This window comes from Paenibacillus sp. LS1 (assembly GCF_026013365.1).
Lineage (GTDB): Bacteria > Bacillota > Bacilli > Paenibacillales > Paenibacillaceae > Paenibacillus.
This window is the reverse complement of record NZ_JAPDOE010000001.1, coordinates 1,493,732-1,518,420: the sequence shown is the minus strand read 5'-3', so window position 1 is coordinate 1,518,420 and position 24,689 is coordinate 1,493,732. Positions and strand designations below refer to the sequence as shown.

Sequence of the window (24,689 nt, the reverse complement as noted above, 5' to 3'; positions counted from 1 at the left end):
GCTGGTAATGAATGACACGAATTTCAATGAAATGGCTGGCCGTCTGATGGTGGCACTGGATTACCCTGGAGCGGAAGAAGCGAAAGCATTGGTACAAGCTCTTGAAGGCATTCCCTGTTATCTGAAGGTGGGCATGCAGCTGTTCTACGCAGCAGGACCGGACTTTATTCGGGAGCTGAAATCCAAAGGCTACTCCGTTTTTCTGGATGTGAAAATGCATGACATTCCCAACACCGTTCGTGGCGGCGCTGAGAGTATCACACGTCTGGGTGTAGACATGTTCAATGTGCACGCAGCGGGTGGAACCATCATGATGCGTGCTGCACGTGAAGGCGCTGAGGCAGCAATCGCTACTGATCCTTCCTTAAGCAAGCCTGAGATCATTGCAGTGACCCAATTGACCAGTACAAGCCTGGAGACGATGAATACCGAGATTGGCATTCCGGGAAGTGTGGAAGCTGCTGTGGTTCGTTATGCTGGACTGGCCCAAGAGGCCGGACTGGATGGGGTTGTTGCTTCCCCGCTGGAAGTGCCCGCAATTCGGGCAGCGTGCGGCAGTGCTTTTCACACCGTTACACCGGGAATTCGTCCAGCGGGTAGCGGTCTGGGAGATCAGACGCGCGTCTTGACGCCAGGTGAAGCCATCGCGAGAGGTAGTCATTACATTGTTGTAGGTAGACCGATTACAGGCGCTCCCAATCCGCGAGAAGCGGCAGAAACCATTTTGAAGGAGATGTTAAACGCATGATCGAACTGAATGAGATTCCAAATCATATTGCTTCCCAACTGTTGAAAATTAAAGCCGTGGCGTTGCGTCCGCAACAGCCATTTACATGGACATCCGGCATCAAATCACCAATATACTGCGATAACCGCTTAACGATGTCCTATCCCGAGATTCGCAACGATATCGCTGAAGCTTTTGCTACGATTATTCGTAACCAGTATCCAGATGCAGAAGTCATCGCAGGTACGGCAACCGCAGGTATCCCGCATGCCGCTTGGGTGGCTCAGAAGCTGAATCTGCCGATGGCTTACATTCGCGATAAAGCGAAAGGACATGGCAAGGAGAACCTGATCGAAGGTCTGATTACTGAGGGACAGAAAGTGGTTGTCATCGAAGATCTGATCTCTACAGGTGGAAGCTCAATCAAAGCAGCCGAAGCCGTACGCGTAGCAGGTGCAACACCTCTCGCCGTGCTTGCGATCTTCAGCTACCAGCTGGATAAAGGCGTTAAAGCATTCGAAGACGCAGGAATTCCACTTCAGACGCTGTCTAATTACACGGCTCTGATGGATGTGGCTTTGGCTCAGGGAACGATTCAGGAGAGTGATTTTGAATTGCTTAAATCTTGGCGTGAAGATCCTTCTTCATTTGGTAAATAATATCATTGATACCCCGAAAAAATGTTCAGGAATGAACGGTATCAAAATTGTAATGATTGCCGTCATAGCGGCAAAACCATCGAATATACAAGAGGCATCCCGCACTTTGGGGTGCTTTTTTCGTTTGTTCATCAAAATATTAACTTTTTCACTCTGCCGTTGTAAAAAGCTTGTAACTTTTAGTTGTGATCGGTCGTTTATAATTCAGTGTAGGATGGAACAGATTTCTAATTTTAGGTTTTTTGAAGAAATGAACGGGATTTCAAGAAAGGATGAGCGTGATTGCTGGCATGAAGAATTTATTTCTCAGAAAAAGACCTGCCAAGAGCCAGTCAGGCGATGAACATCAACAGGAGGAAACACCGCTGGACGCATCGACGGAACCGGGAGAAAATACATACAACAATGAGAACGTTCCCCCGACGAGTGAACCTCTTTCACCTGAAAGTGATATCGCTTCGGATGAAGTGGCAGCGGCTGCTGTCACTACCGTTGATGAACCCCAGAAGAAGATCAAACCGAAGAAGGATATGCTGCCTCCATATGATGGACCTGTACTGGAGGTGCGTAACGTACATCGCAGTTTCCAGACAGGCAGTCGCATCATCCATGTGCTCAAAGGCATTGATATGGAAGTGAATCCGCAACAACTGGTCATGCTGAAGGGGCGATCAGGCTCAGGCAAAACAACGCTACTGAATATGCTCGGTGGACTGGATCAGCCTTCTAGCGGAGATATACTATTCTCCGGCCAGCCTCTTCAGGATTGGGGAGATCGGCGACGGACCGCTTTGCGGCGCAAGGAGATCGGTTTTATTTTTCAGGCGTATGCACTCATGCCCTTATTATCTGCTTGGGAAAATGTAGAGCTGTCGCTGCGCATGGCGGATGTACCGCGAGCAGAGTGGAAGGACAGGGTTGGCCATTGTCTGGATCTGGTTGGACTATCCAAACGGGTGAAGCACCGTCCATTCGAGATGTCCGGGGGAGAGCAGCAGCGTGTGGCTATAGCCAAGGCGATTGCCCATAGACCTCGATTGTTGCTTGCGGATGAACCTACGGCGGAACTGGATTCCAAAATGGGTGCGCAGGTGATGGCCGTATTCCGCAATATTATTGAAGTAGAACAAGTAACGATATGTATGACTACACACGATCCTACAATTTTGGAGGTTGCGGACCATGTTTATGAAATGGCGGACGGCAGATTTATCAAGTAAAGGGGCCGCTCCGAAGAGGGGGAAACGCGCAGCACTTATTGTACTTGGTGCGATAATGGTTGCAACGATGTCCGGCTGCTCATTGCTGCCGTCAGAAACAGAGGAAGAAGTGCTGCCACCAATTACGCCGCCAACGATCTCCAAGAAACCGGAATATGAAGTCCGGACAGAGACGTTGGAGAAAAAAGTAAGTGGCAGCGGCAAGATGATGAGTCAGCGAGAAGAGAAGGTGTACTTCACGCTCGATGGCATGCATGTCAAAGAGTTGAATGTTAAACCGGGGGATAAAGTGAAAAAAGGTCAACTTCTCGCCGTGCTTGATGTGGAGAGTGTAGAGAAGGAGATCCGTGGCAAGAAACTTGCTATTCGCAAGTCCGAAGTTCAAATGAAGGAAACACTCCGCAAGAAGGATGAGATGGACCCGGTGGAGTTCGAAGAAGCAACGATTGCTTTTGAAGAATTACGCCAGGAACTCGCTGATCTGGAGGAACAACTGGGCAAAGCCACACTGACTGCTCCATTTGGGGGTACCGTTATTGCTGTGCAGGTAGAGAAGGGTGCAGCGGTGAAAGCGTATGATCCGATTGCTACGATTGCAGATACATCGAATCTGGTTGTGGCAGCCACTTTTGCGAAGGAAGATCTGGAGAAGTTTTCAGCGGGTATGAAGGCAGAAGTAGACATTAATGGGGCGGGTAAAGTCGCTGGTAAAATTAAAGTCATGCCTATCGCTGAAGCATCGGGAAGTGGCAGTGGTGGAGGATCGGGAGAAGGAGCAACACCTCCGGTCAAAGAATCACTGGATCAATATGTAATTGTTACCCTTGAAAAAATGCCGAAAGGCGTGGAACGTGGCACACCTCTATCGGTCTCCATCGTAACGCAGCGTACGGAGAACGCGATTGTGATTCCTGTATCCGCTTTACGCTCCATTGGTTCAAGAACGTACGTGCAAGTGGTGGAGAGTGATGGCAGCAAGCGTGAAGTGGACGTTGAAGTTGGTCAGCAGACGTCGACAGACGTTGAGATTCTGAAAGGTCTGACCGTAGGCCAGAAAGTAGTGGGACGCTAATGGGGCTGCCATTGCTTCGGCTGCTGTTCCGCAAAATGTGGAACACGCGCTGGATGACCTTCAGCACATTGATCGGATTGATTGTGGCGGTTGCGTTCACCGTCAGTATTCCAATGTATGCCGATGGTGCGCTGAAACGGGTCGTCGCGCAGACGCTACAGGATAACAGTGAAGGATTGCCAGCGGGTTCGTTGCTGATGAGTTACCAGGCACCTGGTGGTGTGAAGACAGACACAAGGGGTCTGGACGAAGTAGATCGTTATATTCGTGAGGATGTTCCTCGCGATATCGGGTTTCCTTTTCATACGTATGTGAATTCCAGATCCATTCGCAGCACAGAGGTGAGCCCCGAAGATCCAACGAAAGTGGACGCCAGCCGTGTGCGCAGTATGAGTATGGGTACGATGAGTGGACTGGATGCACAGGTGAATTATTCTGCCGGGGTGAAACCTGGCAACCAGGTCAAGGACGACACAATCGAGGCAGTCATGTTGGAAGAGGGCATGTACCGTAACGATCTGCATATCGGCGATATTCTGGAGTATCCGGTGTATAGCGGCCTTGATATCACATTACGTGTGAAGATTACGGGTTCCTTCAAGGCGGATGATCCGAACAGCCCTTATTGGGTGCAGGGATTTGACGGCATGATGAATGGACTTTATGTGGATGAATCAGTCTTTAATGATGTATTACTGAAGGAAAAAGGTATTCCACTTCAGAATTCACGTTGGTATTATGCCTTTGATCTGAAAGAAATTCAAACCAGCCAGTTGTCGGGTCTGACCTCCATGCTGGAAAGGCTGGATATCGACCTGTATCAGCGGTTGAAAGATACGAAAGTAGACATCACCTTCGGTGATCTGCTCAAGCAGTTCCGCAGTCAGAGTCTGCAATTGCAGACCATGCTGTTTACCTTGGCAGCACCGATGATTGCGATGGTCTTTTATTTTATTGCGATGAACGCCAGACAGTCATTACAGAAGCAAGAGAGTGATATTGCGGTATTGCGCAGCCGTGGAGCTTCAGCCCGGCAGATTTTCTCTCTCTACCTGCTTGAAGGCATATTCCTGGGCGCTATCGCGCTCATTATCGGGCCGGTGCTCGGTTGGTTTATGGCTAAAAGTATCGGTTCAGCAAGTGGGTTTCTGTCATTCGTAGATCGGAAGTCCATTCCGATTGGCATATCGAAAGAGGCCATTTTCTTGGGAGTGGCAGCGGTCCTTGTTGCAATTATCGCATCACTCATCCCGGCGATAACCTATGCACGGGCAACGATTGTATCAGCCAAGCGGCGGCAAGCACGTACAGACCGCGCTCCAGTATGGCAGCGCTGGTTCTTGGATGTTCTATTGCTGGGTCTGGCTGGATATGGATACTATCTGTTCTATGAACGTCAGATGTTGACTTTCCAGACCGGGATGACAACTGATCAGCTGCAAGTACAGCCGTTTCTGTTCTTTGTACCCGCACTCGCGATCTTTGCGCTCGGACTATTCTTCCTGCGCTTGTTCCCGTGGATCTTGAAGCTTATACAGCTAATCGGTCGCAAGTTTCTCCCGGTCCCGTTATATCTGACATTAACGCAGCTATCGCGTTCGTCTTCTTCTTATTATCCGTTGATGATCCTGCTCGTATTGACACTCGGTCTTGGGGTGTACAACTCGGCAGCGGCTCGGACAATCGATCTGAACTCGACTGAGCGTACGCTGTACCGTTATGGTTCAGATGTGATCATGCAGACCGTATGGGAAGGAACGCCTGAGATTAAGCCTGGTTCTGGACAGAATGGTGGTTCAGGTGGAGGTCAACAAGGCGGAGGCGGAGGTTCTGGTGGTGGAGGCGGTTCTGGCGGAGGCAGTGGCGGAGGAGGTGCTCCAGGTGGAGGTGGAGGCGGAGGTTCTTCGCAACCAACCAAAGTCATCTACTCGGAACCTCCCTTCGAAGTGTTCCGCAGATTAGATGGTGTGGAACATGCAGCAAGAGTGCTGCAGACCAAGGGCAATATTATCGTCTCTGGTAAATCGGGCGGACAGGGAATGCTGGTCGGGATTGATAATGTGGACTTTGCTCAAGTGGCTTGGTTCCGCAACGATCTGTTCCCGGCACATCCCTACAAATACCTTGACTTGCTTGGTAAATATGAAGGGGCCGTATTGATCTCTTCCAAATTTGCTGACAAGTTCAAGCTCAAAACTGGAGACCTTGTCTCCATGGGTGTACAGGGGCAGGCGATTGAATTCGTGGTCTTTGGGATCATTCCTTACTGGCCTGCCCAGTATCCGGATCAGATGCCATTCTTTGTTGCCAATCTGGATTATATCTATGATCAGGTGCCTCTGATTCCTTATGAGGTCTGGCTGAAAATGGAACCGGATGCCAAAGTGGCTCCATTAATGGGGAAACTCGCAGCAGAAGGCATTGAGTTATCATCCGTACGTGATGTACGGACTGAATTGGTATCTCAGGGTAAACATCCATCACGGGGCGGCGTATTCGGGATTCTGAGTCTTGGTTTCCTGGTATCGGTTATTATCTCGTTGATCGGATACGTGCTGTACTGGTTCTTCAACCTGTCCGGACGTGTTGTGCAGTTTGGTGTATTGCGGGCCATGGGTTTATCCCGAGCACAACTGAGCGGAATGCTGCTGCTGGAACAGGTGTTTACGGCAGGTCTGTCGATCATCCTGGGTATCGGAATAGGTCAGGTATCCAGTCGATTATTCCTGCCATTCCTGCAAACGACGGATAATGTATCTGCTCAGGTACCACCGTTCCGGATTGTCTTTGAACAGCAGGATATGTTGCAATTGTATGGGGTCACCGTGGTGATGCTGGTTATTGGTGCAACAATGTTGCTCTGGCAGATTCGCAGGCTAAGGGTTCACCAGGCGGTCAAAATGGGAGAGGAGAGGTAAACGTGATCCAATGCGAAGGACTTGTCAAAATTTTTAAATCCAGCGATGTGGAAGTCGTTGCCCTTCAGGGCCTCAACCTGACTGTCAATCAAGGTGAAATGATGGCGATCATCGGTAACAGTGGTAGCGGTAAATCCACGTTGCTGAACATTCTGGGCGGACTGGATCGACCTACTGCGGGTACGGCTGTTGTCGGAGACTGGGATCTGCTGAAAATGACAGATGCCCAATTGGTCGAGTACAAACGTCATACGGTAGGTTTTATCTGGCAAAACAACGGTCGTAACTTGCTGCCTTATCTCACTGCACTGGAAAATGTGGAGACACCCATGATTCTGGGAGGGAAGCGTGATCGTGCTTACGCGAAACAGTTACTGGAATGGGTGGGCCTTAAGGATCGGATGCATAACAAATTGCATCAATTGTCAGGAGGAGAGCAGCAGCGGGTAGCGATTGCGATCTCATTATCCAATCGTCCCAAAATTCTGCTTGCAGATGAACCAACAGGTTCGGTCGATTCCGAGACATGTGACACAATTATGGGAATTTTCCGCAGAATGAACAAGGAACTCGGCGTTACCATTGTTATCGTTACCCATGACTTGACACTTGCTGGCAAGGTGGACCGGATCGTTGCGATTCGGGACGGTTTGACGAGTACCGAGTTTGTAAAGCGTAACCCGAATCTGGATGATGAACATAGCTTGTCCGATGCGGGGATGCCGGACATTCACGAAGCATTTGTCATTATTGACCGTGCAGGACGGCTTCAGGTGCCAAAAGAGTATCTGGAGGCCTTATCCATTGATAACCGGGCTACATTGGAATTTGACGGTGAACGTATTGTTATTACACCGCCAAGATAATTAAGAGGGGGAACTGGGAGATGAAAAACAAGTTATGGGGAAAACGGGTGCTGGCCATTATGGCTACAGCAACACTGGCACTGCCGCTAATTGCCGGCTGTACGGCAAGTGAGGCCAAGGATACGGAGCAGCGTGTATTACGTGTGGCTACGTTGTGGGGAGGACAGGATGATAGTTACTTCCGTCAGCAATTCACCGATGCTTTTGAATTGACACATCCCAATGTAACCATCGAAATTGTAGCTGCTGTTGATCAGAGCAGCATGTATGGGTATGGTAACACCGAAGAACAGCCGGAAGTCCCGGATACGATGGAAAGTCTGAAGAAGATTATGACTGGGGATAACCCGGTTGACGTCATCGTGGCGGATACCGCAACAGTCAAATCATTAATTCAGGAGAATCTGGTGAAACAGCTGGATCCATTGATGCAGGAAGACAAGTTTGATACCACTGATATTGTGCCTAGTGTGCTGGAGGGAATTAAGGACCTTGGAGATCAGAGCATCTATGCATTGACACCAACCTTCTCCTCCTCTGCTTTGTTCTATAACAAGGGTTTGTTTGAAAAAGCAGGCGTGGAACCACCAACAGACAACATGACTTGGGATGATATCTTCAATCTGGGTACCCGTCTTACGAAAGGGGAGGGTAAAGACCATGTATTTGGTTTCTCCTTCACCACATATCAGGGCGGTTCGCCGTACTACTCCATGCAACAGTATTACAGTTCTTTGCAGCTGAAGACGTTTGACGATAAAGCTGAAAAAATGACTGTGGATTCTCCTCAATGGGAGAAAGTATGGAGCACGATCAGTAAACTTGCGATTGACAAAGTTATCCCTAAAGGCGACGAACCACAGGATCAGGATCCGAGTGGACGTTATGATCCAGTTCAGGGTGATCTGTTCCTGAGCGGTAAGTCAGCCATGGTTATTGGTGATTACAGCTATATTAATCAATTGATTGATGCGAATAAAAATGCGGATAAGATGAAAGATTTTACAAAGGTAGATTGGGATGTCGTCACACCTCCAGTTCACCCGGAAGCGCCTGAAATCGGAGGTAACATCTATCTGAGCAACCTGATGGCAATCAATAGTGCCGCTCAGAACCCGGATGATGCGTGGGAACTGATCAAGTACATGAACAGTGAAGATTGGGCGAAAATCAAGGCACGTAGCAGCTATGAGATGGTATCCCGTAAGAGCTTCATCAAGCCAAAAGATGGCCTGGATTACAACATTCAAGCATTCTATTCTTTGAAGCCAATCCCACCAACGAATACCAACCTGGATAAACTCTATCAAAAATCTCCAGGCTTATGGCAAGTAAACGAAAAAGGCATGGAATATTTCAACCAGGTGCTTGAGAACAAAAAGACACCAAAAGAAGCACTTGGCGAGTGGGCAGCTAAAGGTAACGAGATGTTAGAGAAATTGAAAAAGGACCCTAAAGCCACGTTTCAATGAGATTTGATGATGTAGTCATATCATCATTTTAAGGATAGCCGCTGAAGATTTTAATCTTTGGCGGCTATTTTTATGGAAATGGGGTATTCTACAAAAAGCAGGAATAAATGACGACTCCGGAAAGGACGAGCGGTATGCACTGGGTATATTTCAGCAAGTTGTATGCAACCAAATTTCAGGCAGGATGTCTGGCGAAACGAATGGAGCAGGACGGGTGGATCTACGGTCATAATGAACCGGCAGAAGTCGAAGTTTATCGTTCACGCAAAGGTCGTTACGGTGTTCGATTTATTCCCTGACATTACCCCTTGACTTATTAGGATAGATTGGTGTATATTAATTAAGTCGCTGTTTTAATATTTCTTACTGACGCGGGGTGGAGCAGCCCGGTAGCTCGTCGGGCTCATAACCCGAAGGCCGCAGGTTCAAATCCTGCCCCCGCAATTTAGTTTCACTTGGATGATTCACAGCCATCATCTGCACGTTATACATTATGTCTAGGGCCCTTAGCTCAGTTGGTTAGAGCGGTCGGCTCATAACCGATTGGTCACAGGTTCGAGTCCTGTAGGGCCCATACTCTTAAAATCCTTGCCTAGTGCAAGGGTTTTTTTCTGTCTTCATTTAGGTGCTATAGCCAAAAAGGTAATTTGTTAATAGTGTGTTTCTAATATGCCCCTTTTTACGCAAATCAGTGTATGTCCACGCCGTATATTAAATCTCGCATATACTATCCTATCCCAACCCATAGGAGGTAGATTTCATGAGTCAATTTATTGATGCAAGAACCTCGCAGAATGCGAGTTTGGCTAACTCAATCGCCATACCAATCCTTGTAATTAACACGCCTCAGTTATTTGGACAGATTGGTTTGATAACGACTGCTGGCATTGGAGCTAACCCCCGGGTACAGTTCAAGGGAACTGTGTCTTTACAGCTTCCATTAGCACTCGTAGGTATTACAGTTAGAATTGTTCGAGGAACTTTGGCAACAGATCCCGTAATTTACTCCGCTACATCCACGTTTAGCCTGAGCGTTCTGGCACCTCAGATTATTACCTTCTCTGCCGATGACTTCAACCCACCAATTACACCTCAATTGACGTACACTGCATTTGTGAGCTCCAACTTGTTGGGTACGATCCGTGTAGGTCCTGAGAACTTTGACGGAGTATTGTATTCAGACTAATGCTGAGTGCCTTTGCCTAAGTAAAACTAGATCAGTATTCTTCTTAAATGAAGAACATCATAGACCTGCCCTCAAAAGCAGGTTTTTTTCTTGTTGAGGGGGAAGACTGAACTCCATCGAGTAGACAGGGTTCTATGATATAATGCATTACAGAGATTGAATTCGAAATAAAGTAGATAGAAAGCAGGTTTCCATTTTAATGACGTCAAATGAAAGTCAACGTTTTCGTTACAGTGAAGCTCCGGTCTGGGATTGGCAGAGAGCTTATTATGAACAGAAGGGGCTAGAGGCTTGGACAGAGAATCAGGTCCCTCAATATATTACCAGTAATCCGGTGATTGCCACGGCGTATGCAGAGATGATTTTTGGATTTCTGCAGGACCTCGCAAACAAGGGACAGATTACCGAGACCGTGACCATTGTGGAGCTTGGGGCGGGCGTAGGGCGTTTGGCACACCAAATCCTGCTGAAACTGATTGAGTTAAAGGATTTTGCAGGAATAGATTTACCTCCTTTCAGATATGTATTGACGGATCTCGTAGCGGAGAATGTGCGGGGTTGGAAAGAGCACCCATCCATGCAATCCTTTATTCAACAAGGTATAGTGGATTTTGCACGTTTTGACGCTGTAGCAGATACGGAGCTAAAACTGGTTGTCGCGGGTACAGTTATACGGCCAGGCGATCTGAAACAACCGTTGTTGTTGATTGCCAATTACTTTTTTGACAGCATTCCGCAGGAATTAATCTATATTGGGGACGGCGAGATATATGAGTGTGATCTGCTTGTTCAGTCTCCGGATCGTCGTCTTGAACTTGAACCTGCTGAGATGCTGAAGAACATGACACTGAGTTATGAGTATCGCCGGGCGCCCGAATACAGTGCAGATAACTATTCGTATTCGGAACTGATCACATTGTACAAGGCGGAGCTGGAGGATTCACACATTCTTTTCCCTGCAATTGGCTTGTCCTGTCTCGAACGGTTGAACAAGCTGTCTCAGTCAGGCTATGTGCTGATTACCGCTGATAAAGGGGATCATCGACTGGATAACTGGAAGTTCGCAGAGCCACCTGAATTCGTTCTTCACGGGAGTTTTTCTTTAACAGCCAACTACCATGCCATTCAATATGTCTTGGAGCAACAGGGAGCACATACTCGATTCACAACACATCATTATAAAGATCTGAACGTTGGGTGCATGTTAATGGTGGACGAACCGATCCGTTATGTGAACACGCGGCTGGCCTACCATCGATTTGTTGAACGTTTTGGACCGGATGACTTTTTTAGTATGAAACAATGGGTAGACTCTCGAATAGAGAGTATGGAGTTGAAGCATATTTTGCCGTTTTGGCGTCTGGGCGGATATGATGCCGAGTTCTTGATCCACAGTGCTACGCACATTTCCAGTCTTCTTCCTGATGCAAGTGATGAGGAAATGCTCGATATTCAGTCTGGCATTCATACGATGTGGTCGTCCTACTATGTGATGGAGCAGCAAGGGGGACTGGCATTTCTCTCAGGGCAGCTATTGTATGAGATGTATATGTATGAGGATGCGAAACGGTTTCTGGAGATATCGCTGGATGCAGATCCGAGTAACCATAATCCAGCAGTCTTGTACGACTTGGCTGTGTGCTGTTATGAACTTGAACTGGAAGAAGAAACCCTGTCATATACCCATAAAGTACTGGCCCTGAAGCCTGATCATGAAGAGGCGGCAGCGTTACTCCAGAGTTTTGAGTTGATCTGAACGGAATAATTGGATTCTTGTCTCCTATGTGTCTAGAAATAGTGATGGTTGTATATTAATTGAAACCTAATTGGGTTGTAATTGTATTAATGGGATATTCAACCAAGTATCTATTTCAACAGAAAAGGAGACAACGACATGAAAAAAGCTTTAACCGTTGCATTATATCCATTAATGTGGGTTGTGGGTGCAGTTAGCTTTCTGTCTGTAAATGCAAATAGTGCAGCAGGCAGCGCCCTCTTTGTGAAAGATATCGCTACAGATCGAAGCTATGATGGGCAGGCCATCTATGATAGTATTGAACGTAGAAACGCCTAACTACATACCATTGAACTGTAAAGGTAATTGTTTCACCGAGCAATAACATGAGAACAATTACTCTTGAAGCGAAGTACATGAGCAGTGTTCTGTCCGTACAACCTTTAAGCCGGTTTCGTACCTTATTCAGGTATGAACCGGCTTTTATTTATGAATGGGGGATGCCAGATGAAGATTATCATTGGACAACCAAGGCTGGAACAGCATTTGCTGCAGCTTGAAGCCGAACTCAAGCAATATTCAGATGCAGATGTATTATTTTTTCCTGAAGGTTATCTGAACCAGAATGTCGAGGAAGCTTGTCGCCTGGCTGCTGAATATGGAATCATGATTGTATCAGGTCATCGCAGACTGGACGAACGTCCGAAGGACCGATCAATCATCATCAGTAAGGCCGGGGAGGTCGTATTGGAGAAAGCCAAATATACACTTGCTGAGACCGTTGAGGAACAGGGTTGGGTAATAAGTACGCTGTTGTGTGATGAGCTGGTTCTGCAAGGATTTCGCAACGAGAATAAAGGAAGTGTGGATATCATTATGCATTCCATTGGTGTGGGTATGTTCAGTGAAGAGCAGTACAGTGAGTGGGTCGAAGAGGCTCGGCAGATCGCCTTGCAGCATCAATGTATTGTCATGGGGACAAGCCATGCGGATGGTTCGTACCATGATAGCGAGATCTCCATTCCGATCGCTTATTGTATAGCACCTAATGGAGAGGTTGTTATGGCATCCCGAAGTGATACACGCACTCGTACAATCCTTTTGGGCAGAGGGAGTACAGACCCATCATCTCAAAAGCCGCAAGAAAACCGAGTGAATATGACCATCGTCCCATCCGCTTAAGTCATCGGGCATGAATCACAGATGAATGGGCTGTTGAACTTGCCGAATCGCCCGGTCACTTGCGCGGAATACGCATATGTTATGGCATACCTTGAAATTCAAAGGAGGCCAATCAAATGAGTCAAGTTGGATACGGTTGTTGTAATGTTGGTGGCGGCGGATGGACTTCCACAAGTGCAATTCTCGTACTTTTCATCCTGCTCGTGATCATCACAAAATCTTTCTGGCTGTAAGTCGCGTATAGAATCGTGCAGGCAATGGCTCCGCGGATACCTCAGCGGGGCTTTTCCTATTATAAGAAGCAACATATGCTAACAATGACATTTGACAACTGAAAACAATGTGCTTAAAATCACATAAGAGACTATTAACAGAGATTGAAGGGATAGCAATGCCGTTTATTCGCTTTAAAGGATTCACAGGTCCTCAGCTAGAGGAAGTTGTACCCCAAATTACAGAGAAGATGGCCCTAATTACTCATATTCCACAGGAGAGAATGAAGGCAGAGCGTCATGATGTACAAGCGCTAACACCTTCTCCAGCTTCTATAGAGATTTTGATGTTTCAACGTGATCAGGAGATTCATAATCGGATTGCATCGTCGTTGCAGGCTATTCTGGAAGAAGCGTACATGCCGGATGTGCATATTTTCTTCAATATATTGTCACCCACTTTGTATTATAAACAAGGCAAGCCGCTGACAGATTATCGATTGGATTGAAGTTATGAGGGACGAGCAGATGTTGCTCGTCTTTTTGATTTACATATTTTTCGTATGCTTAACAATATGCTCGTTCCTGTGCACCCGGTTCAACGATATAGAGCATATCGCAGACACGATAAACAAGGCTCCACCGATAAGGTATACCCATCGAACGTCTAGGAGATCGACGACTAGACCAAAGATGATTATGGATACACTCATAACTGTGGAGATCAGGACGCCATGTGCGGCGTAAACCTGGGACAAGGATTCAGCGGGCACACTTCTCTGAAACGCTGTCTGTTGAGCCATATCACGAATCTGGTAGACAGGGCCCATAAGTATACATAACGCCAGCGCGAGCCATGGCAGGCTGTTGAGACCATAAACGATGGTCATCAGGCTGAGGAGAAGAGAACCCATGGTCATGCTGGCGATCAAGTGCTTCTGAATCCGTTTGGCCAGAGCCAGAGCCAGAATACCTCCAAGCATGGTTCCAGAAGCGTAACTCGAGTTCATGAGTCCCCACCAACCTTCTCCTCGTGCCAGAGCTTCTTTCGCAAAGGCCAGCGTAATCGCTCCGATCCAGATGGACGCCGCAAGAGCTTGGGCGATGTCCATAAGTGTGATTAGTCGTAAGGATGGATTTTTCCAAAGCATGCTCCAGCCTTTTCGCAGTACATTCCGTGTGACGATCGACTTCTCGGGTTGTTCTATATCCCGTGTGAGCGATCCAAGGGCAATTAGGAAGATCAGAACGGCCCAGGACAGGCTTGTAGCTGCCCAGAAGGTCTGTGACGCTCCCCAGTTCATCACGGCAAATCCCGTCATGGCGAACCCGACAATGCTCACCGTCTGATTGGAGAAAGAGAGGAGGCTATTGGTCTTCACCAGATCTTCTCCCTGAACCAACCGTGGCGTTAAAGTATCCAGTAACGGAGATTCCCATCCTTCCAAAAAGGATAGAATGACAACCCCGATCAACAGAAGTGGCAGTTGTGAGGTCAAGTGATTCAACGAAATCGCTATCCCAGTCATAAGGGATGCTTTGGCTATGGGAATACTGATCAGCAGTCTGGAGAATGAGAAACGCTTCACAAGTAATGGCAAAGTAAATCCTGCTGTTATACGTGCGATGATCCGAATGAACGGAAACATGGCGGCGTAGAGTACGGATCCAGTCTGACTATAAATAAACGTAGTAATAACCATGATATATATGACATTAATGAGCGAGAGCAGCGTTTTGGCCGCCCAGTATGGATAAAATGCGATGTTCATGCCAATGATGTCCTTTCCGAAACGATATGTCTATATTACGGGCATTGTTATCTTCGCACCACAAACAAAGTTATCATTTTCCCGTCATTTCATCACAAAAAAAAGAAACTGCCCAATAGGACAGTTGTTTTCGGATGTCTATAGTTCATGCCATAGCGAGTGTGAAGGCGATAAGCAACATCAACAGGCTGGTCATTCTGACCATAGCCATATAAGGTCTGCTGGGTTCAGTTTCACCCCGGGAAATCCAGCCATACCGCAGATACCAGCCGAATTTTGGGAAACAGAGATTGATGATACACAGTACCATGAATATAAAAAAGAGGGTTCTCATACCCATCTTCCTTTCCTAACTTACATAACGAATCCATCTTAACGTTTGCGTCTGGAAAAAATGACTACGATCAGAATAATAATGATGATAATTAACAGGAATTTCATGTGTGTTCCTCCTGATGACAGTTAGGTTATTGTCGAATGTTAGTTATCAACTATTACCCATAAACCACATGACTTGAATAACTGTGTTACAATTAAAATATATTGTTTCTATATCAACACATACCATCTGATCAGTTGTATCTCCATATAAAGTACGAATGCTGAATATATAAACATTAACGTGTGTGAGATGAAGGAGGAAGGCATGAGCCAACATAATCAACTCTCATTACAATGGGAATTTATCATCTCGAAAGTGAAATCCTCCGTTACGGTGGTCGATGCTACCCTGCCTGAGCTTCCGCTCATGTATGTAAATGAACATTTTACCCGGCTGACAGGATACACGTATGAAGAGTCAGTCGGACAGAATTGTCGGTTTTTGCAAGGACAGGATACAGACCCCGAGACAGTAATACAGATTCGTGATGCATTAAAAAAACAAGAGTCCATTAAGATTGATATCTTAAATTATACAAAAAGTGGCCAGAAGTTCTGGAACGAACTGAATATTGATCCGATCTTTAATGAATCAGGAGAGTGTCTGTATTTTGTGGGGATTCAATACGACATTTCAGAACGAAAGTATGCCGATCAGCAGCTGAAGTTTGCAACTTCCATGGCTGAGATGAACAGCAGAGGGCAATTGGAGTTCATCGGCAAGCTGAATCACGAGCTTCGTACCCCGCTTAACGGCATTATGGGTATGATTGAACTTGCCAGCATGGGTGAAACCACGGATGAGCAGAAAGAATATCTTGAGCTTGCACGTCAATCGGGTGAGGCGCTGCTGAACATCGTTAACAATAGCCTGGATATGGCGAAGCTGGGCAGAGGTAAAATGGATGTCGAAAACATTGAATTTCAGCCGCTGAAGCTGATTCAACAGATTGTGAAGACACATGAACCTGCGGCACGGAATAAACAAATTCGTTTGCTCTGTCATGCTGATCTGAATGTTCCTGATGTGCTTATCGGTGATCCGCTAAGACTTCGGCAGGTACTGGATAACTTGCTGAGTAATGCAGTCAAGTTCACGGAACAGGGTGAAGTGCAGTTACAGGTGGATGTGAGGCAACAACGGATGGATACCGTTGTATTGGTATTCTCTGTGCGTGATACAGGAATTGGTATTCCTCAGCATCAGATCGAACAATTGTTTGACGCATTTACCCAGACGGATATCTCCCATGCACGTCGATTTGGTGGAAGCGGGCTTGGCCTGACCATCTGCAAAGAGCTGCTGGAACTGATGAATGGTCAGATTTCGGTGGAGAGTATTGAAGGGAAAGGTACACAGTTTGAGGTTACACTGCCATTGCTGCGCCAACAGGCCATTCCCAATGTAGGATAATGAATCAAGCATGACAGCCGGGCGGTCTCGGCTGTTTTTTTATTATATTGGATTGTTTTACGAACGGGCGTTCTGTTATAATGCAAGTGTTGAATGGGGGAGACACAGCATGAGTAAGAGACGCACAAGACGTAAGCGCAAAGGTAAGCAAGGCTTCAAAAAGCAGGTACTGACATTGGTAGCGATGCTGCTGGTAGCCCTCTATGCCTGGGCTGGGGGAGAATGGCCGGATGAGATACCCTCTCCATTCGGGAGCACTAACAAGAGTGTAGACCACACCATTACGTTCCCTTCAGAGCGCTATCCCGAAACAGCCAACCATATTAAGGCTGCCATCAAGGCTGGGCATTCGGATGTATGCACCATTGATCGTAGTGGCGCGGAAGGCAATCGGGATTTATCACTTAAGGGTGTTCCGGTCAAAAAGGGTAAGGATCGGGACGAGTGGCCTATGGCGATGTGCGCTGAGGGAGGCACAGGCGCAGATATCCAGTACATTACGCCAAAAGATAATCGCGGTGCAGGTTCATGGGTAGGGAATCAGTTAAGTACATATCCAGATGGAACACGAGTGAAGTTTGTAGTGAAGTAACGACAGGATATGCATGGACAGCAAAAAGGATAATAAGGCCTTCGTTGTGTCGCAGTTTCAGTAGGGTACAGGAAAAGTGGAAGAGAAAAACCAGACGTTCATGCGTCTGGTTTTTTTTGGTATGAAGTGCTGGCATAAATAGATGTTGCTGACGTATCTATACAAGAACTGATTTCTATGATTACAGATCCGACTATACGAGTTGCATTCCGCTTAAATGATGAGACCGGATGCTTAACAAGCGAGTAACATGTTCAACCTCATCGAACGGTATCCACAGGCTTCCGTGAACGGTACGTAAGGAGAGAATGGAAGTATCGGCTGTACGCTCGGGAAATCCAGTTACCGTCTGACCGCTTGTATTACGAACCATGATCTGTTGTTTGCGCCGGATGGCAATTTCTACCTCTTTTTTCATAAGTCATTGCTCCTGATTATGAGATGTTAAATCCATATGTCAATGTTTTCAATGGTTAATTTGTCTTCTTTATCTAGTCTATCAGAACTAGGTATAGATTTCCAGAAGAGAAATCAACATTCTTCTAGGTGATTTGTCTTAGCTGTGGACGATCCGTTTTTGAATGGGGATTACGGGGTTATATTAGGGTAAAAGGAGGGGAACGGAATGACACAATTGATTATTGGGCTGGCCCGTACCGAGAACGAGGCTATATTGATGCTGAATCAGGTGAAAGAGGAAGGCATCAAGGATAAATATTTGGGAGCGGTGGCGAAGGAGCAGCTCAATCTGGAGCTGGTAAGCGAGAAGACGGGGCTGCCCAAACCTTTGAAGGGTGCGGGAACAGATGGTGCCTTTGGCGCTCTGAAAGGCATATTGGCTGGTCTGGGGAAGCGAATGGATCAGACGGTGTCGATCGGAAATGCAGTGCGTAGACTCGCTGGTAATGAGATTGGGAGTGAGACCGATGATTTGGTGCTTACACTGACTGAAGCGGGAATCTCGGAGGAGGATGCGCGGTATTACGAAGATTGGCTGTTAAAGGACCATATCTTGGTTATCGTGGAGTGCAGTGAGGAAGAAGCGGCTCGTGTTAGACCTATTTTACTTTTTTAGTTTAATTTAAGGCTGATTTTAGGTTTCTTTAATGTTCGGGAGGTATTCTTATCTCACACCTCCCTTAATATAGATTGGTTTACCGGAAGTCCGGGACCGCAACTCGGACTTTCTAGGCACTGTGAGCTGACGCTTGCAGTGCCTGTTTCATTTATATAAGTTGAACTAAAGATTATTTACACTGACACTCCGATGACAGAATAACCTTCTAATCGCTGTTATCCCCAGATTTTTTCGATTCCCTTTTCTCAAGGGAAAATCCGGTGATAGCGTATGCTTCCGATGCGGCTTTCTTTCAGAAAGCTTTGAGGCGAACGCTTCGCTTTTTCAGTTTTTTCTGTCCTCTCCGTTATCGTGTAAATCATTAGTTAAACTTATATGTTAGATTATTTTTATAAAAAGTGTTGCAAAGTTAATTAGTTCATGGTAAGATATTTCTTGTCGCCAAGAAATACATAATCCTGCCGGGGTGGCGGAATTGGCAGACGCACAGGACTTAAAATCCTGCGGTAGGTGACTACCGTACCGGTTCGATCCCGGTCCTCGGCATCTTAAAAAGAAAGATCGCATGACGCTTGTTAACCAAGCTGCATGCGATCTTTTTTTATGTTTTTTAATATCAATGTCACTTCATTGCAGACCACATCACCATGCAGCTCATAAACATAAACCCTGCATAATACATATCAGAAGGTACATTTATCTGACTTTTATGAAGAGACGGAACAATGGTGTATACTATCCATAGGCATATATTACCTTTACCTTGCTGAACGATAAGTCACAAAACCAATAAAACAATCTTATGGACGGAGGACTCAAGTTTATGTTGAAACAGCTTAAGCCATACAAGGTGTTACAGGAGCGCAGAATCGAAGAACTGAAATCGGATGCGTATCTGCTGGAACACCAGAAATCCGGAGCCAAAATTGTACTTTTGTCCAATCAGGACGACAACAAAGTATTCAGTATCGGTTTCCGCACACCTCCGGAAGATGATACAGGGGTAGCCCATATTCTCGAACACTCCGTGCTCTGTGGGTCCAAGAAATTTCCGGCCAAGGATTCTTTTGTTGAGTTGCTGAAAGGTTCGTTGAATACATTCCTTAACGCCATGACGTATCCGGATAAGACGATCTACCCGATCGCGAGTCGTAATGACCACGATTTCCATAACCTAATGGATATATATCTGGATGCAGTATTGAATACGAATATTTATGAGAATGAAAAAATATTTCTGCAGGAAGGTTGGAACTACAACCTGACCTCTGCAGATGATGAGTTAACCTACAACGGAGTTGTATATAACGAGATGAAGGGTGCCTTTTCTTCACCGGAACGAATGGTGCGCAGAGAAGTGCTGAATTCCCTTTTCCCGGATACCACATACTCCTCCGAATCTGGCGGATTCCCGGAAGCTATTCTGGACCTGACCTACCAGGGGTTGCTGGATTTCCACACGAGATACTATCATCCTTCCAACAGTTACATCTATCTCTACGGGGATATGGATATGGAAGAGAAGCTGCAATGGCTGGATGAAAACTATCTGAGCGCATATGATCGAATCGAGATTGATTCTGCCATTCAACTTCAACCTGCTTTTGCAGAACGGGTAGACACGGTTAAGACTTACTCTGCGGGAAGTACGGAATCGGAAGTGGATAACAGCTTTTTGACCTACAACGCGGTAATCGGCACAAGTCTGGATAAGGAACTGAATATTTCTTTTCAAATTTTGTTATACGCCCTTCTGAACGCTCCGGGAGCGGTATTGAAGCAGGCGTTGCTGGATAAAGGCATTGCGAAGGACGTCTACGGTTCGTATGATGACAGTCTATATCAGCCTGTATTCACCGTTGGACTGAAGAAGAGCAATCTGGCGAGCAAAGAGGATTTCTTGGGAACGGTCAAAGAAGTGCTTGAGCGTGTAGTGAAAGAAGGCTTTGATCCGAAAGCGCTGCTTGCAGGAATTAACTCGTATGAGTTCAATCACAGGGAAGCGGACTACGGCAGAATGCCGAAGGGCCTGATCTACGGATTCTCCTCCCTGCAAAGCTGGTTGTACGATGAAGAAGCACCTTTCACTCATTTGGAAGCCAATGACGTATTTGCTGAACTGCGGACAAAAATGAACGAAGGTTACTTCGAGCAACTCATTGAGAAGTATATATTGCAAAACACACATACTTCTTTTGTGGCGCTTACCCCGGATAAAGGGCTGAACTCACGCAAGGAGGAAGCGCTGAAAGCACGTCTAAAAACCATTCAGGCTGGTCTTAGTGAGGAAGAAGTTCAGACGTTGATTCAAAAAACGGAAGCACTCGCCGAGTATCAGAATACACCTTCAACCAAAGAGCAGCAGCAGGTCATCCCGACGTTATCCATTGAAGATATTGAACCGAAGGCCTCTACGTTGCATCAAACGGTGAACCAGGTCGATGGCACAACCATTCTGCATCATAACCTCTACACGAACGGAATTGGTTATCTGAGACTGTTGTTCGATATCAAAGAAGTGCCGCGTCATCTCCTGCCGTATGCAGGATTGCTGAAGAATGTACTGGGTTACGTGGATACTCAAAACTACTCGTTCAATGAACTGTCCAATGAAATCCACATCCATTCGGGTGGTATTCATAGCGGGATTGGATCTTATGCTAACGCGCATAAGCACAATGAATTCAAAGCTACCTATGAGTTCAACGCAAAAGTATTGTATGACAAGCTTGGATTTGCCTTTGATATGATCAAAGAAATCGTGTTCACGTCCCGATTCGATAATTCGAAGCGGTTATATGAGATCATCTCTCAGATGAAAGGCAACCTGCAACGTAATCTGATCAATAGCGGACACTCTGCGGGAATTGGCCGGTCTTCGTCCAAACATTCAGCGGTTGCGGATTTCAGAGAAGCTGTGAGTGGTATCGCCTTTTACCAGTGGCTTGAGGATCTTCAGGCGAACTTTGAGGCGAGAAAAGAAGAGTTATCTTCCAGTCTGCAAGAGTTGACGGGGTATATTTTCAGACCGGAGAACTTGCTTGTCAGTTACACTGCCGATGAACAGGGATATGAAGGATTGGAGCAACAGGTGTCTGATCTGAAAGCAAAGCTGTTCACACATGAGGTTGCCAAAGAAGAGTTTACGTTCACACCGGCTACTCATAAGGAAGGATTCCGATCCCCGTCAGAGGTGCAGTATGTGGTGCAAACGGGTAATTATATCGACAAAGGATATCAATACACGGGCTCATTGCGGGTCTTGCAGGGAATCCTGTCTCTGGATTACTTGTGGACCAATATCCGGGCCAAAGGCGGAGCTTATGGCTGCATGTCAGGCTTCAGACGGAACGGAGACAGCTACGTTGCATCGTACCGTGATCCAAATCTCGATAAAACGTACAAAGTATATGAAGAGATACCGCAATATTTGACCGAATTCCGGGCAGACGAGCGGGAAATGACGCGTTATATCATTGGTGCGATTCAGGATCTCGATACGCCGAGAACGCCTTATGGCGAAGGGGCATTCTCCCTGGAGTGTTATCTGTCGAATGTGACTGAAGCGGATCTGCAACAGGAACGTGACGAAGTGTTAAGCACGAAGGAAAGCGACATTATCGGTTTTGCTGAGCTCTTATCGGCCATACTTGAACAGCAGCAGCGCTGCGTGATCGGTAATGAAAACAAGATTGAGGAACAGAAGCAAATGTTTGACGAGACGCTGGATTTAATTAAAAACTAAGCGTTAGTCTCGTTTATTCCCCGATCCAATAGGCATCAAAGCGAAAGGCACTTTTATGAGCTGGTTTCAACAGCTTATAAAAGTGCCTTTTCTAATTGGTAGGACCTGCCTCCATCCCATATGAAAGTGTGTGACATGCATCGTTGTTTAGGTGACTGCAAGCATATTGTATATTTTCAGGGTCCGCAGATCTTCCTTTGAGATTTTCAATTCATTATATAACTCCTGATTCTCAGGCAGCGGGGTTCTGGAGAATAGCATTTTGAGCGCGATAGGCATGAAAGGTCGGAACGAGACACCCGCCATGAGTCCCCACTTTTTCTCCGATTCTTGAAAAGACGCCAAAATATTAATATATAGATTCTCCAGCGGCGTGGCCTGATTTTTCAATATTAGAGTCGTGAGTGTATCATAATGCTCGGTGTGGCCCCAATACATATTCTCGCACTCCTGATAGTTCTCAAAATCCTTCACATTCATATACATCACGGTGCGATAACGGTTGGCATCCGACTGAGCCATCATGTCAATGACACAACGAATGAGACTGTTGTTACGCCCATCATAGAAGTAGGAATAGAAGCGGGTGGAGTTCTTGAAAAAGCTGGACGGCACCGCATTCATCAGGGGAGAAGCGTGTCTGGGCTCCTGGTATAAGAGTTGCTCCACCTGAATGTTGAGCGCGTTCGCAATATGATGTAACGTGACCAGATCAAGTGTAATATCTCCGCTCTCATATTTGGATAACGTACCCTTGCTCTTGAAGATCTGATCCGCAAGCTGTTGAATGGTCAGTCCCCGCCACTTCCGAAAGTTTCGTATCTTCTTGCCAACTTCCTGATTGATATTGTTCATAGCCGGTTCTCCTTATGTAATGTTTCTTGAGAGTACGTGAAAATGATGAAAGTCATTCATAAAAATGATGTTATATGAGAAATATATCACTTTTTCACCGAAATACCTATTCTGGAGAAACAATAAACTTCATTTGTTTCGTCAGAATAGATTGTATTGCATTTGATGCAATTCCTGCGTCATGAAATAATAGGTGTAATACGACATGAAACGACAATGAAAAGTAAAGCAGATAGAGGAGCAGAAGCTATGAAATATGACTTTGATGAGATTATTGATCGAACAGGAACGAATGCCATGAATACGGATGGTTTCCGTCAATATATTTTTAACGCCACGGAAGATATGACTTTTCCATTCAAAGATGAAGAATTTATTCGCATGTGGATTGCAGATATGGAGTTCGCCACACCTCCCGAGATTCTGGATGCAGTTAAGGAGCGCCTGGACCGTAGAATTATGGGTTACTCCCAGGTGTTTGATCCGGCATACTATGAAGCTGTTTCGAATTGGATGAAGAGATACTATGATTGGTCCTTCCCCAAGGAGCATTTGGAGACCTCGAACGGGATCATCCCCGCTTTGTATGAATTGGTGGAATATATCTGTCAATCGGATGAGAAAGTACTGATCGTGACCCCGTCTTATGGTTTCTTCAAGTCAGCAGCGGAGCATAACAATCTTGAACTGGTGTGTTCGGATATGATCAACGAGCAGGGGCGTTACTCGATTGATTTTGAGGATTTTGAAGCCAAGGCCAAGGATGAGAAGGTAAGGGTATGTATTTTCTGTAACCCCCATAATCCGTCTGGACGTGTCTGGACAACCGACGAGTTACAACGTGTGGGTGAGATCTGCCTGCGGAACAATGTATGGGTCATTTCAGACGAAATTCACTGTGATCTGCTGCGGACTGGTAAGAGACATACGCCACTCGCGAAGCTGTTCCCGGATACGGATCGAATTATTACATGCATGTCTCCGAGCAAAACGTTCAACATGGCTGGTCTGATGTTCTCCAATGTCATCATTCCGAATAAGGAACTTCGAGACATCTGGCAGGCACGCCATTATGGTTTCAAAAATCCGCTGAGCATCGCTGCCACTCAAGCGGCTTACGAAACGGGTGATGAATGGCTGAAACAATTAAAAGGGTATCTCGACGCCAATTTCGCCTACGTCGAACAGTATGTGAAGCAGTATCTGCCGCTGGCCATCTTTCACATTCCGGATGCCACGTATCTTGCGTGGATTGATATCTCGGCATATGCTCCCGAGCATGTAAGTCTACCTTTATTCTTCGCGGAGCAAGCGGGTGTGTTGCTGGAAGATGGTCATATGTTTGTAGCTAATGGTGCGGGTTGTATTCGGTTGAATCTGGCTTGTCCCCGTTCTGTGCTTCAAGAAGGATTACGAAGAATCAGCAGTGTGCTTGTGAAAGAAGTCGAAGAAGTACCTGTTCAAGTATAAAGTCATCAAGTCATCACGCAACAGCGTGGTGACTTTTTCGGATGAGTATACGGATTGCGGTAAGAACAATGTTAATTTTGAGGTGAACTTATACCCTGATGCGCCATTCTGGTCTGCTGTCCCCGGTTATGTT

The 24,689-nt window shown here is 46.3% G+C and carries 23 protein-coding genes and 3 tRNA genes; 22 read left to right on the top strand and 4 right to left on the bottom strand.

Features of this window, described 5'->3' with window-relative positions:
* Positions 1–7 precede the first annotated feature (7 nt).
* The 16 genes from pyrF (at position 8) to OM416_RS06515 (ending at position 13,758) form a co-directional block, all read left to right on the top strand.
* The gene (gene pyrF, locus OM416_RS06590) at positions 8–748 is read left to right on the top strand and encodes an orotidine-5'-phosphate decarboxylase (protein WP_319951890.1); all 741 of its coding nucleotides are present in this window, start codon (positions 8–10) and stop codon (positions 746–748) included.
* Positions 745–1,386, top strand: a complete 642-nt coding sequence (pyrE, locus tag OM416_RS06585) for an orotate phosphoribosyltransferase (RefSeq protein WP_036674850.1) — start codon at positions 745–747, stop codon at positions 1,384–1,386. Before pyrF ends, pyrE begins: the two co-directional genes overlap by 4 nt.
* Before the next feature lie 272 nt (positions 1,387–1,658).
* Positions 1,659–2,606 (top strand): ABC transporter ATP-binding protein, encoded by a 948-nt coding sequence (locus OM416_RS06580; RefSeq protein ID WP_264928039.1) that lies wholly within the window; start codon positions 1,659–1,661, stop codon positions 2,604–2,606.
* Positions 2,569–3,678 carry an efflux RND transporter periplasmic adaptor subunit gene (locus OM416_RS06575; protein ID WP_264928038.1) on the top strand — a complete coding sequence of 370 codons (1,110 nt, stop codon included), beginning with the start codon at positions 2,569–2,571 and terminating at the stop codon, positions 3,676–3,678. Before OM416_RS06580 ends, OM416_RS06575 begins: the two co-directional genes overlap by 38 nt.
* Positions 3,678–6,596 carry an ABC transporter permease gene (locus tag OM416_RS06570; protein ID WP_264928037.1) on the top strand — a complete coding sequence of 973 codons (2,919 nt, stop codon included), beginning with the start codon at positions 3,678–3,680 and terminating at the stop codon, positions 6,594–6,596. Before OM416_RS06575 ends, OM416_RS06570 begins: the two co-directional genes overlap by 1 nt.
* 2 nt (positions 6,597–6,598) lie before the next feature.
* A complete protein-coding gene (locus OM416_RS06565) occupies positions 6,599–7,462 on the top strand; it encodes an ABC transporter ATP-binding protein (RefSeq protein WP_062835429.1) in 864 nt (287 codons plus the stop codon).
* Positions 7,463–7,482: 20 nt separating this feature from the next.
* Positions 7,483–8,934 (top strand): ABC transporter substrate-binding protein, encoded by a 1,452-nt coding sequence (locus OM416_RS06560; RefSeq protein WP_264928036.1) that lies wholly within the window; start codon positions 7,483–7,485, stop codon positions 8,932–8,934.
* A 107-nt stretch (positions 8,935–9,041) separates the two neighbouring features.
* Positions 9,042–9,233, top strand: coding sequence for a hypothetical protein (locus OM416_RS06555; protein WP_047843730.1), 192 nt, complete (start codon positions 9,042–9,044; stop codon positions 9,231–9,233).
* A gap of 71 nt (positions 9,234–9,304) precedes the next feature.
* A tRNA-Met gene (locus tag OM416_RS06550) sits at positions 9,305–9,378 on the top strand.
* A 56-nt stretch (positions 9,379–9,434) separates the two neighbouring features.
* Positions 9,435–9,508 (top strand) — tRNA-Ile (locus tag OM416_RS06545).
* 186 nt (positions 9,509–9,694) lie between these two features.
* Positions 9,695–10,120: a hypothetical protein gene (locus OM416_RS06540; RefSeq protein WP_264928034.1), complete on the top strand. Its 426-nt coding sequence runs from the start codon at positions 9,695–9,697 to the stop codon at positions 10,118–10,120.
* 199 nt (positions 10,121–10,319) lie between these two features.
* Positions 10,320–11,876, top strand: coding sequence for a tetratricopeptide repeat protein (locus OM416_RS06535; RefSeq protein WP_264928033.1), 1,557 nt, complete (start codon positions 10,320–10,322; stop codon positions 11,874–11,876).
* Positions 11,877–12,014: 138 nt separating this feature from the next.
* Positions 12,015–12,194, top strand: coding sequence for a hypothetical protein (locus tag OM416_RS06530; protein ID WP_264928032.1), 180 nt, complete (start codon positions 12,015–12,017; stop codon positions 12,192–12,194).
* 168 nt (positions 12,195–12,362) lie between these two features.
* Positions 12,363–13,037: a hypothetical protein gene (locus OM416_RS06525; RefSeq protein WP_264928031.1), complete on the top strand. Its 675-nt coding sequence runs from the start codon at positions 12,363–12,365 to the stop codon at positions 13,035–13,037.
* A gap of 116 nt (positions 13,038–13,153) precedes the next feature.
* A complete protein-coding gene (locus tag OM416_RS06520) occupies positions 13,154–13,270 on the top strand; it encodes a YjcZ family sporulation protein (protein WP_017687347.1) in 117 nt (38 codons plus the stop codon).
* Between the two features lie 158 nt (positions 13,271–13,428).
* On the top strand, positions 13,429–13,758 hold the full coding sequence (locus OM416_RS06515) for a DUF1904 family protein (RefSeq protein WP_062835423.1): 330 nt from the start codon (positions 13,429–13,431) through the stop codon (positions 13,756–13,758).
* Between the two features lie 39 nt (positions 13,759–13,797).
* Here OM416_RS06515 and OM416_RS06510 read toward each other — a convergent pair whose 3' ends face one another.
* Together OM416_RS06510 and OM416_RS31890 are read right to left on the bottom strand one after the other, a co-directional pair.
* Positions 13,798–15,021 (bottom strand): MFS transporter, encoded by a 1,224-nt coding sequence (locus OM416_RS06510; protein ID WP_264928030.1) that lies wholly within the window; start codon positions 15,019–15,021, stop codon positions 13,798–13,800.
* 145 nt (positions 15,022–15,166) lie between these two features.
* The gene (locus OM416_RS31890) at positions 15,167–15,355 is read right to left on the bottom strand and encodes a DUF6199 family natural product biosynthesis protein (protein ID WP_083679584.1); all 189 of its coding nucleotides are present in this window, start codon (positions 15,353–15,355) and stop codon (positions 15,167–15,169) included.
* A 312-nt stretch (positions 15,356–15,667) separates the two neighbouring features.
* Here OM416_RS31890 and OM416_RS06505 point away from each other — a divergent pair, with 312 nt between their 5' ends.
* Together OM416_RS06505 and OM416_RS06500 are read left to right on the top strand one after the other, a co-directional pair.
* Positions 15,668–16,816, top strand: a complete 1,149-nt coding sequence (locus OM416_RS06505; protein ID WP_264928029.1) for a sensor histidine kinase — start codon at positions 15,668–15,670, stop codon at positions 16,814–16,816.
* 109 nt (positions 16,817–16,925) lie between these two features.
* Positions 16,926–17,408: a NucA/NucB deoxyribonuclease domain-containing protein gene (locus OM416_RS06500; RefSeq protein ID WP_264928027.1), complete on the top strand. Its 483-nt coding sequence runs from the start codon at positions 16,926–16,928 to the stop codon at positions 17,406–17,408.
* 193 nt (positions 17,409–17,601) lie between these two features.
* On the opposite strand, the gene OM416_RS06495 is transcribed toward OM416_RS06500, so the two are convergent.
* Positions 17,602–17,826: a hypothetical protein gene (locus OM416_RS06495; protein WP_017687353.1), complete on the bottom strand. Its 225-nt coding sequence runs from the start codon at positions 17,824–17,826 to the stop codon at positions 17,602–17,604.
* A gap of 207 nt (positions 17,827–18,033) precedes the next feature.
* On the opposite strand from OM416_RS06495, the gene OM416_RS06490 reads away from it, so the two are divergent.
* The 3 genes from OM416_RS06490 (at position 18,034) to OM416_RS06480 (ending at position 22,231) form a co-directional block, all read left to right on the top strand.
* Positions 18,034–18,483: a general stress protein gene (locus OM416_RS06490; RefSeq protein WP_264928026.1), complete on the top strand. Its 450-nt coding sequence runs from the start codon at positions 18,034–18,036 to the stop codon at positions 18,481–18,483.
* Between the two features lie 463 nt (positions 18,484–18,946).
* Positions 18,947–19,032, top strand: a tRNA-Leu gene (locus tag OM416_RS06485).
* A 277-nt stretch (positions 19,033–19,309) separates the two neighbouring features.
* The gene (locus OM416_RS06480; protein ID WP_264928025.1) at positions 19,310–22,231 is read left to right on the top strand and encodes an insulinase family protein; all 2,922 of its coding nucleotides are present in this window, start codon (positions 19,310–19,312) and stop codon (positions 22,229–22,231) included.
* 147 nt (positions 22,232–22,378) lie between these two features.
* Here the strand turns inward: OM416_RS06480 and OM416_RS06475 are convergent, their stop codons facing one another.
* On the bottom strand, positions 22,379–23,086 hold the full coding sequence (locus OM416_RS06475) for a helix-turn-helix domain-containing protein (protein WP_017687366.1): 708 nt from the start codon (positions 23,084–23,086) through the stop codon (positions 22,379–22,381).
* Positions 23,087–23,335: 249 nt separating this feature from the next.
* Between OM416_RS06475 and OM416_RS06470 the strand changes: the two genes are divergently transcribed.
* Entirely contained in the window at positions 23,336–24,556 is a 1,221-nt protein-coding gene (locus OM416_RS06470; protein WP_264928023.1) for a MalY/PatB family protein, read from the top strand.
* Positions 24,557–24,689 lie beyond the last annotated feature (133 nt).

Coding starts and splice junctions, on each gene's coding strand:
- OM416_RS06535 (WP_264928033.1), top strand. CDS start 10,320: ATGACGTCAAATGAAAGTCAACGTTTTCGTTACAGTGAAGCTCCGGTC.
- pyrF (WP_319951890.1), top strand. CDS start 8: ATGAATGACACGAATTTCAATGAAATGGCTGGCCGTCTGATGGTGGCA.
- OM416_RS06510 (WP_264928030.1), bottom strand. CDS start 15,021: ATGAACATCGCATTTTATCCATACTGGGCGGCCAAAACGCTGCTCTCG.
- OM416_RS06475 (WP_017687366.1), bottom strand. CDS start 23,086: ATGAACAATATCAATCAGGAAGTTGGCAAGAAGATACGAAACTTTCGG.
- OM416_RS06530 (WP_264928032.1), top strand. CDS start 12,015: ATGAAAAAAGCTTTAACCGTTGCATTATATCCATTAATGTGGGTTGTG.
- OM416_RS06470 (WP_264928023.1), top strand. CDS start 23,336: ATGAAATATGACTTTGATGAGATTATTGATCGAACAGGAACGAATGCC.
- OM416_RS06490 (WP_264928026.1), top strand. CDS start 18,034: ATGACACAATTGATTATTGGGCTGGCCCGTACCGAGAACGAGGCTATA.
- OM416_RS06480 (WP_264928025.1), top strand. CDS start 19,310: ATGTTGAAACAGCTTAAGCCATACAAGGTGTTACAGGAGCGCAGAATC.
- OM416_RS06555 (WP_047843730.1), top strand. CDS start 9,042: ATGACGACTCCGGAAAGGACGAGCGGTATGCACTGGGTATATTTCAGC.
- OM416_RS06560 (WP_264928036.1), top strand. CDS start 7,483: ATGAAAAACAAGTTATGGGGAAAACGGGTGCTGGCCATTATGGCTACA.
- OM416_RS06575 (WP_264928038.1), top strand. CDS start 2,569: ATGTTTATGAAATGGCGGACGGCAGATTTATCAAGTAAAGGGGCCGCT.
- OM416_RS31890 (WP_083679584.1), bottom strand. CDS start 15,355: ATGAGAACCCTCTTTTTTATATTCATGGTACTGTGTATCATCAATCTC.
- OM416_RS06515 (WP_062835423.1), top strand. CDS start 13,429: ATGCCGTTTATTCGCTTTAAAGGATTCACAGGTCCTCAGCTAGAGGAA.
- OM416_RS06525 (WP_264928031.1), top strand. CDS start 12,363: ATGAAGATTATCATTGGACAACCAAGGCTGGAACAGCATTTGCTGCAG.
- OM416_RS06500 (WP_264928027.1), top strand. CDS start 16,926: ATGAGTAAGAGACGCACAAGACGTAAGCGCAAAGGTAAGCAAGGCTTC.
- OM416_RS06570 (WP_264928037.1), top strand. CDS start 3,678: ATGGGGCTGCCATTGCTTCGGCTGCTGTTCCGCAAAATGTGGAACACG.
- OM416_RS06540 (WP_264928034.1), top strand. CDS start 9,695: ATGAGTCAATTTATTGATGCAAGAACCTCGCAGAATGCGAGTTTGGCT.
- OM416_RS06495 (WP_017687353.1), bottom strand. CDS start 17,826: ATGAAAAAAGAGGTAGAAATTGCCATCCGGCGCAAACAACAGATCATG.
- pyrE (WP_036674850.1), top strand. CDS start 745: ATGATCGAACTGAATGAGATTCCAAATCATATTGCTTCCCAACTGTTG.
- OM416_RS06520 (WP_017687347.1), top strand. CDS start 13,154: ATGAGTCAAGTTGGATACGGTTGTTGTAATGTTGGTGGCGGCGGATGG.
- OM416_RS06580 (WP_264928039.1), top strand. CDS start 1,659: ATGAGCGTGATTGCTGGCATGAAGAATTTATTTCTCAGAAAAAGACCT.
- OM416_RS06505 (WP_264928029.1), top strand. CDS start 15,668: ATGAGCCAACATAATCAACTCTCATTACAATGGGAATTTATCATCTCG.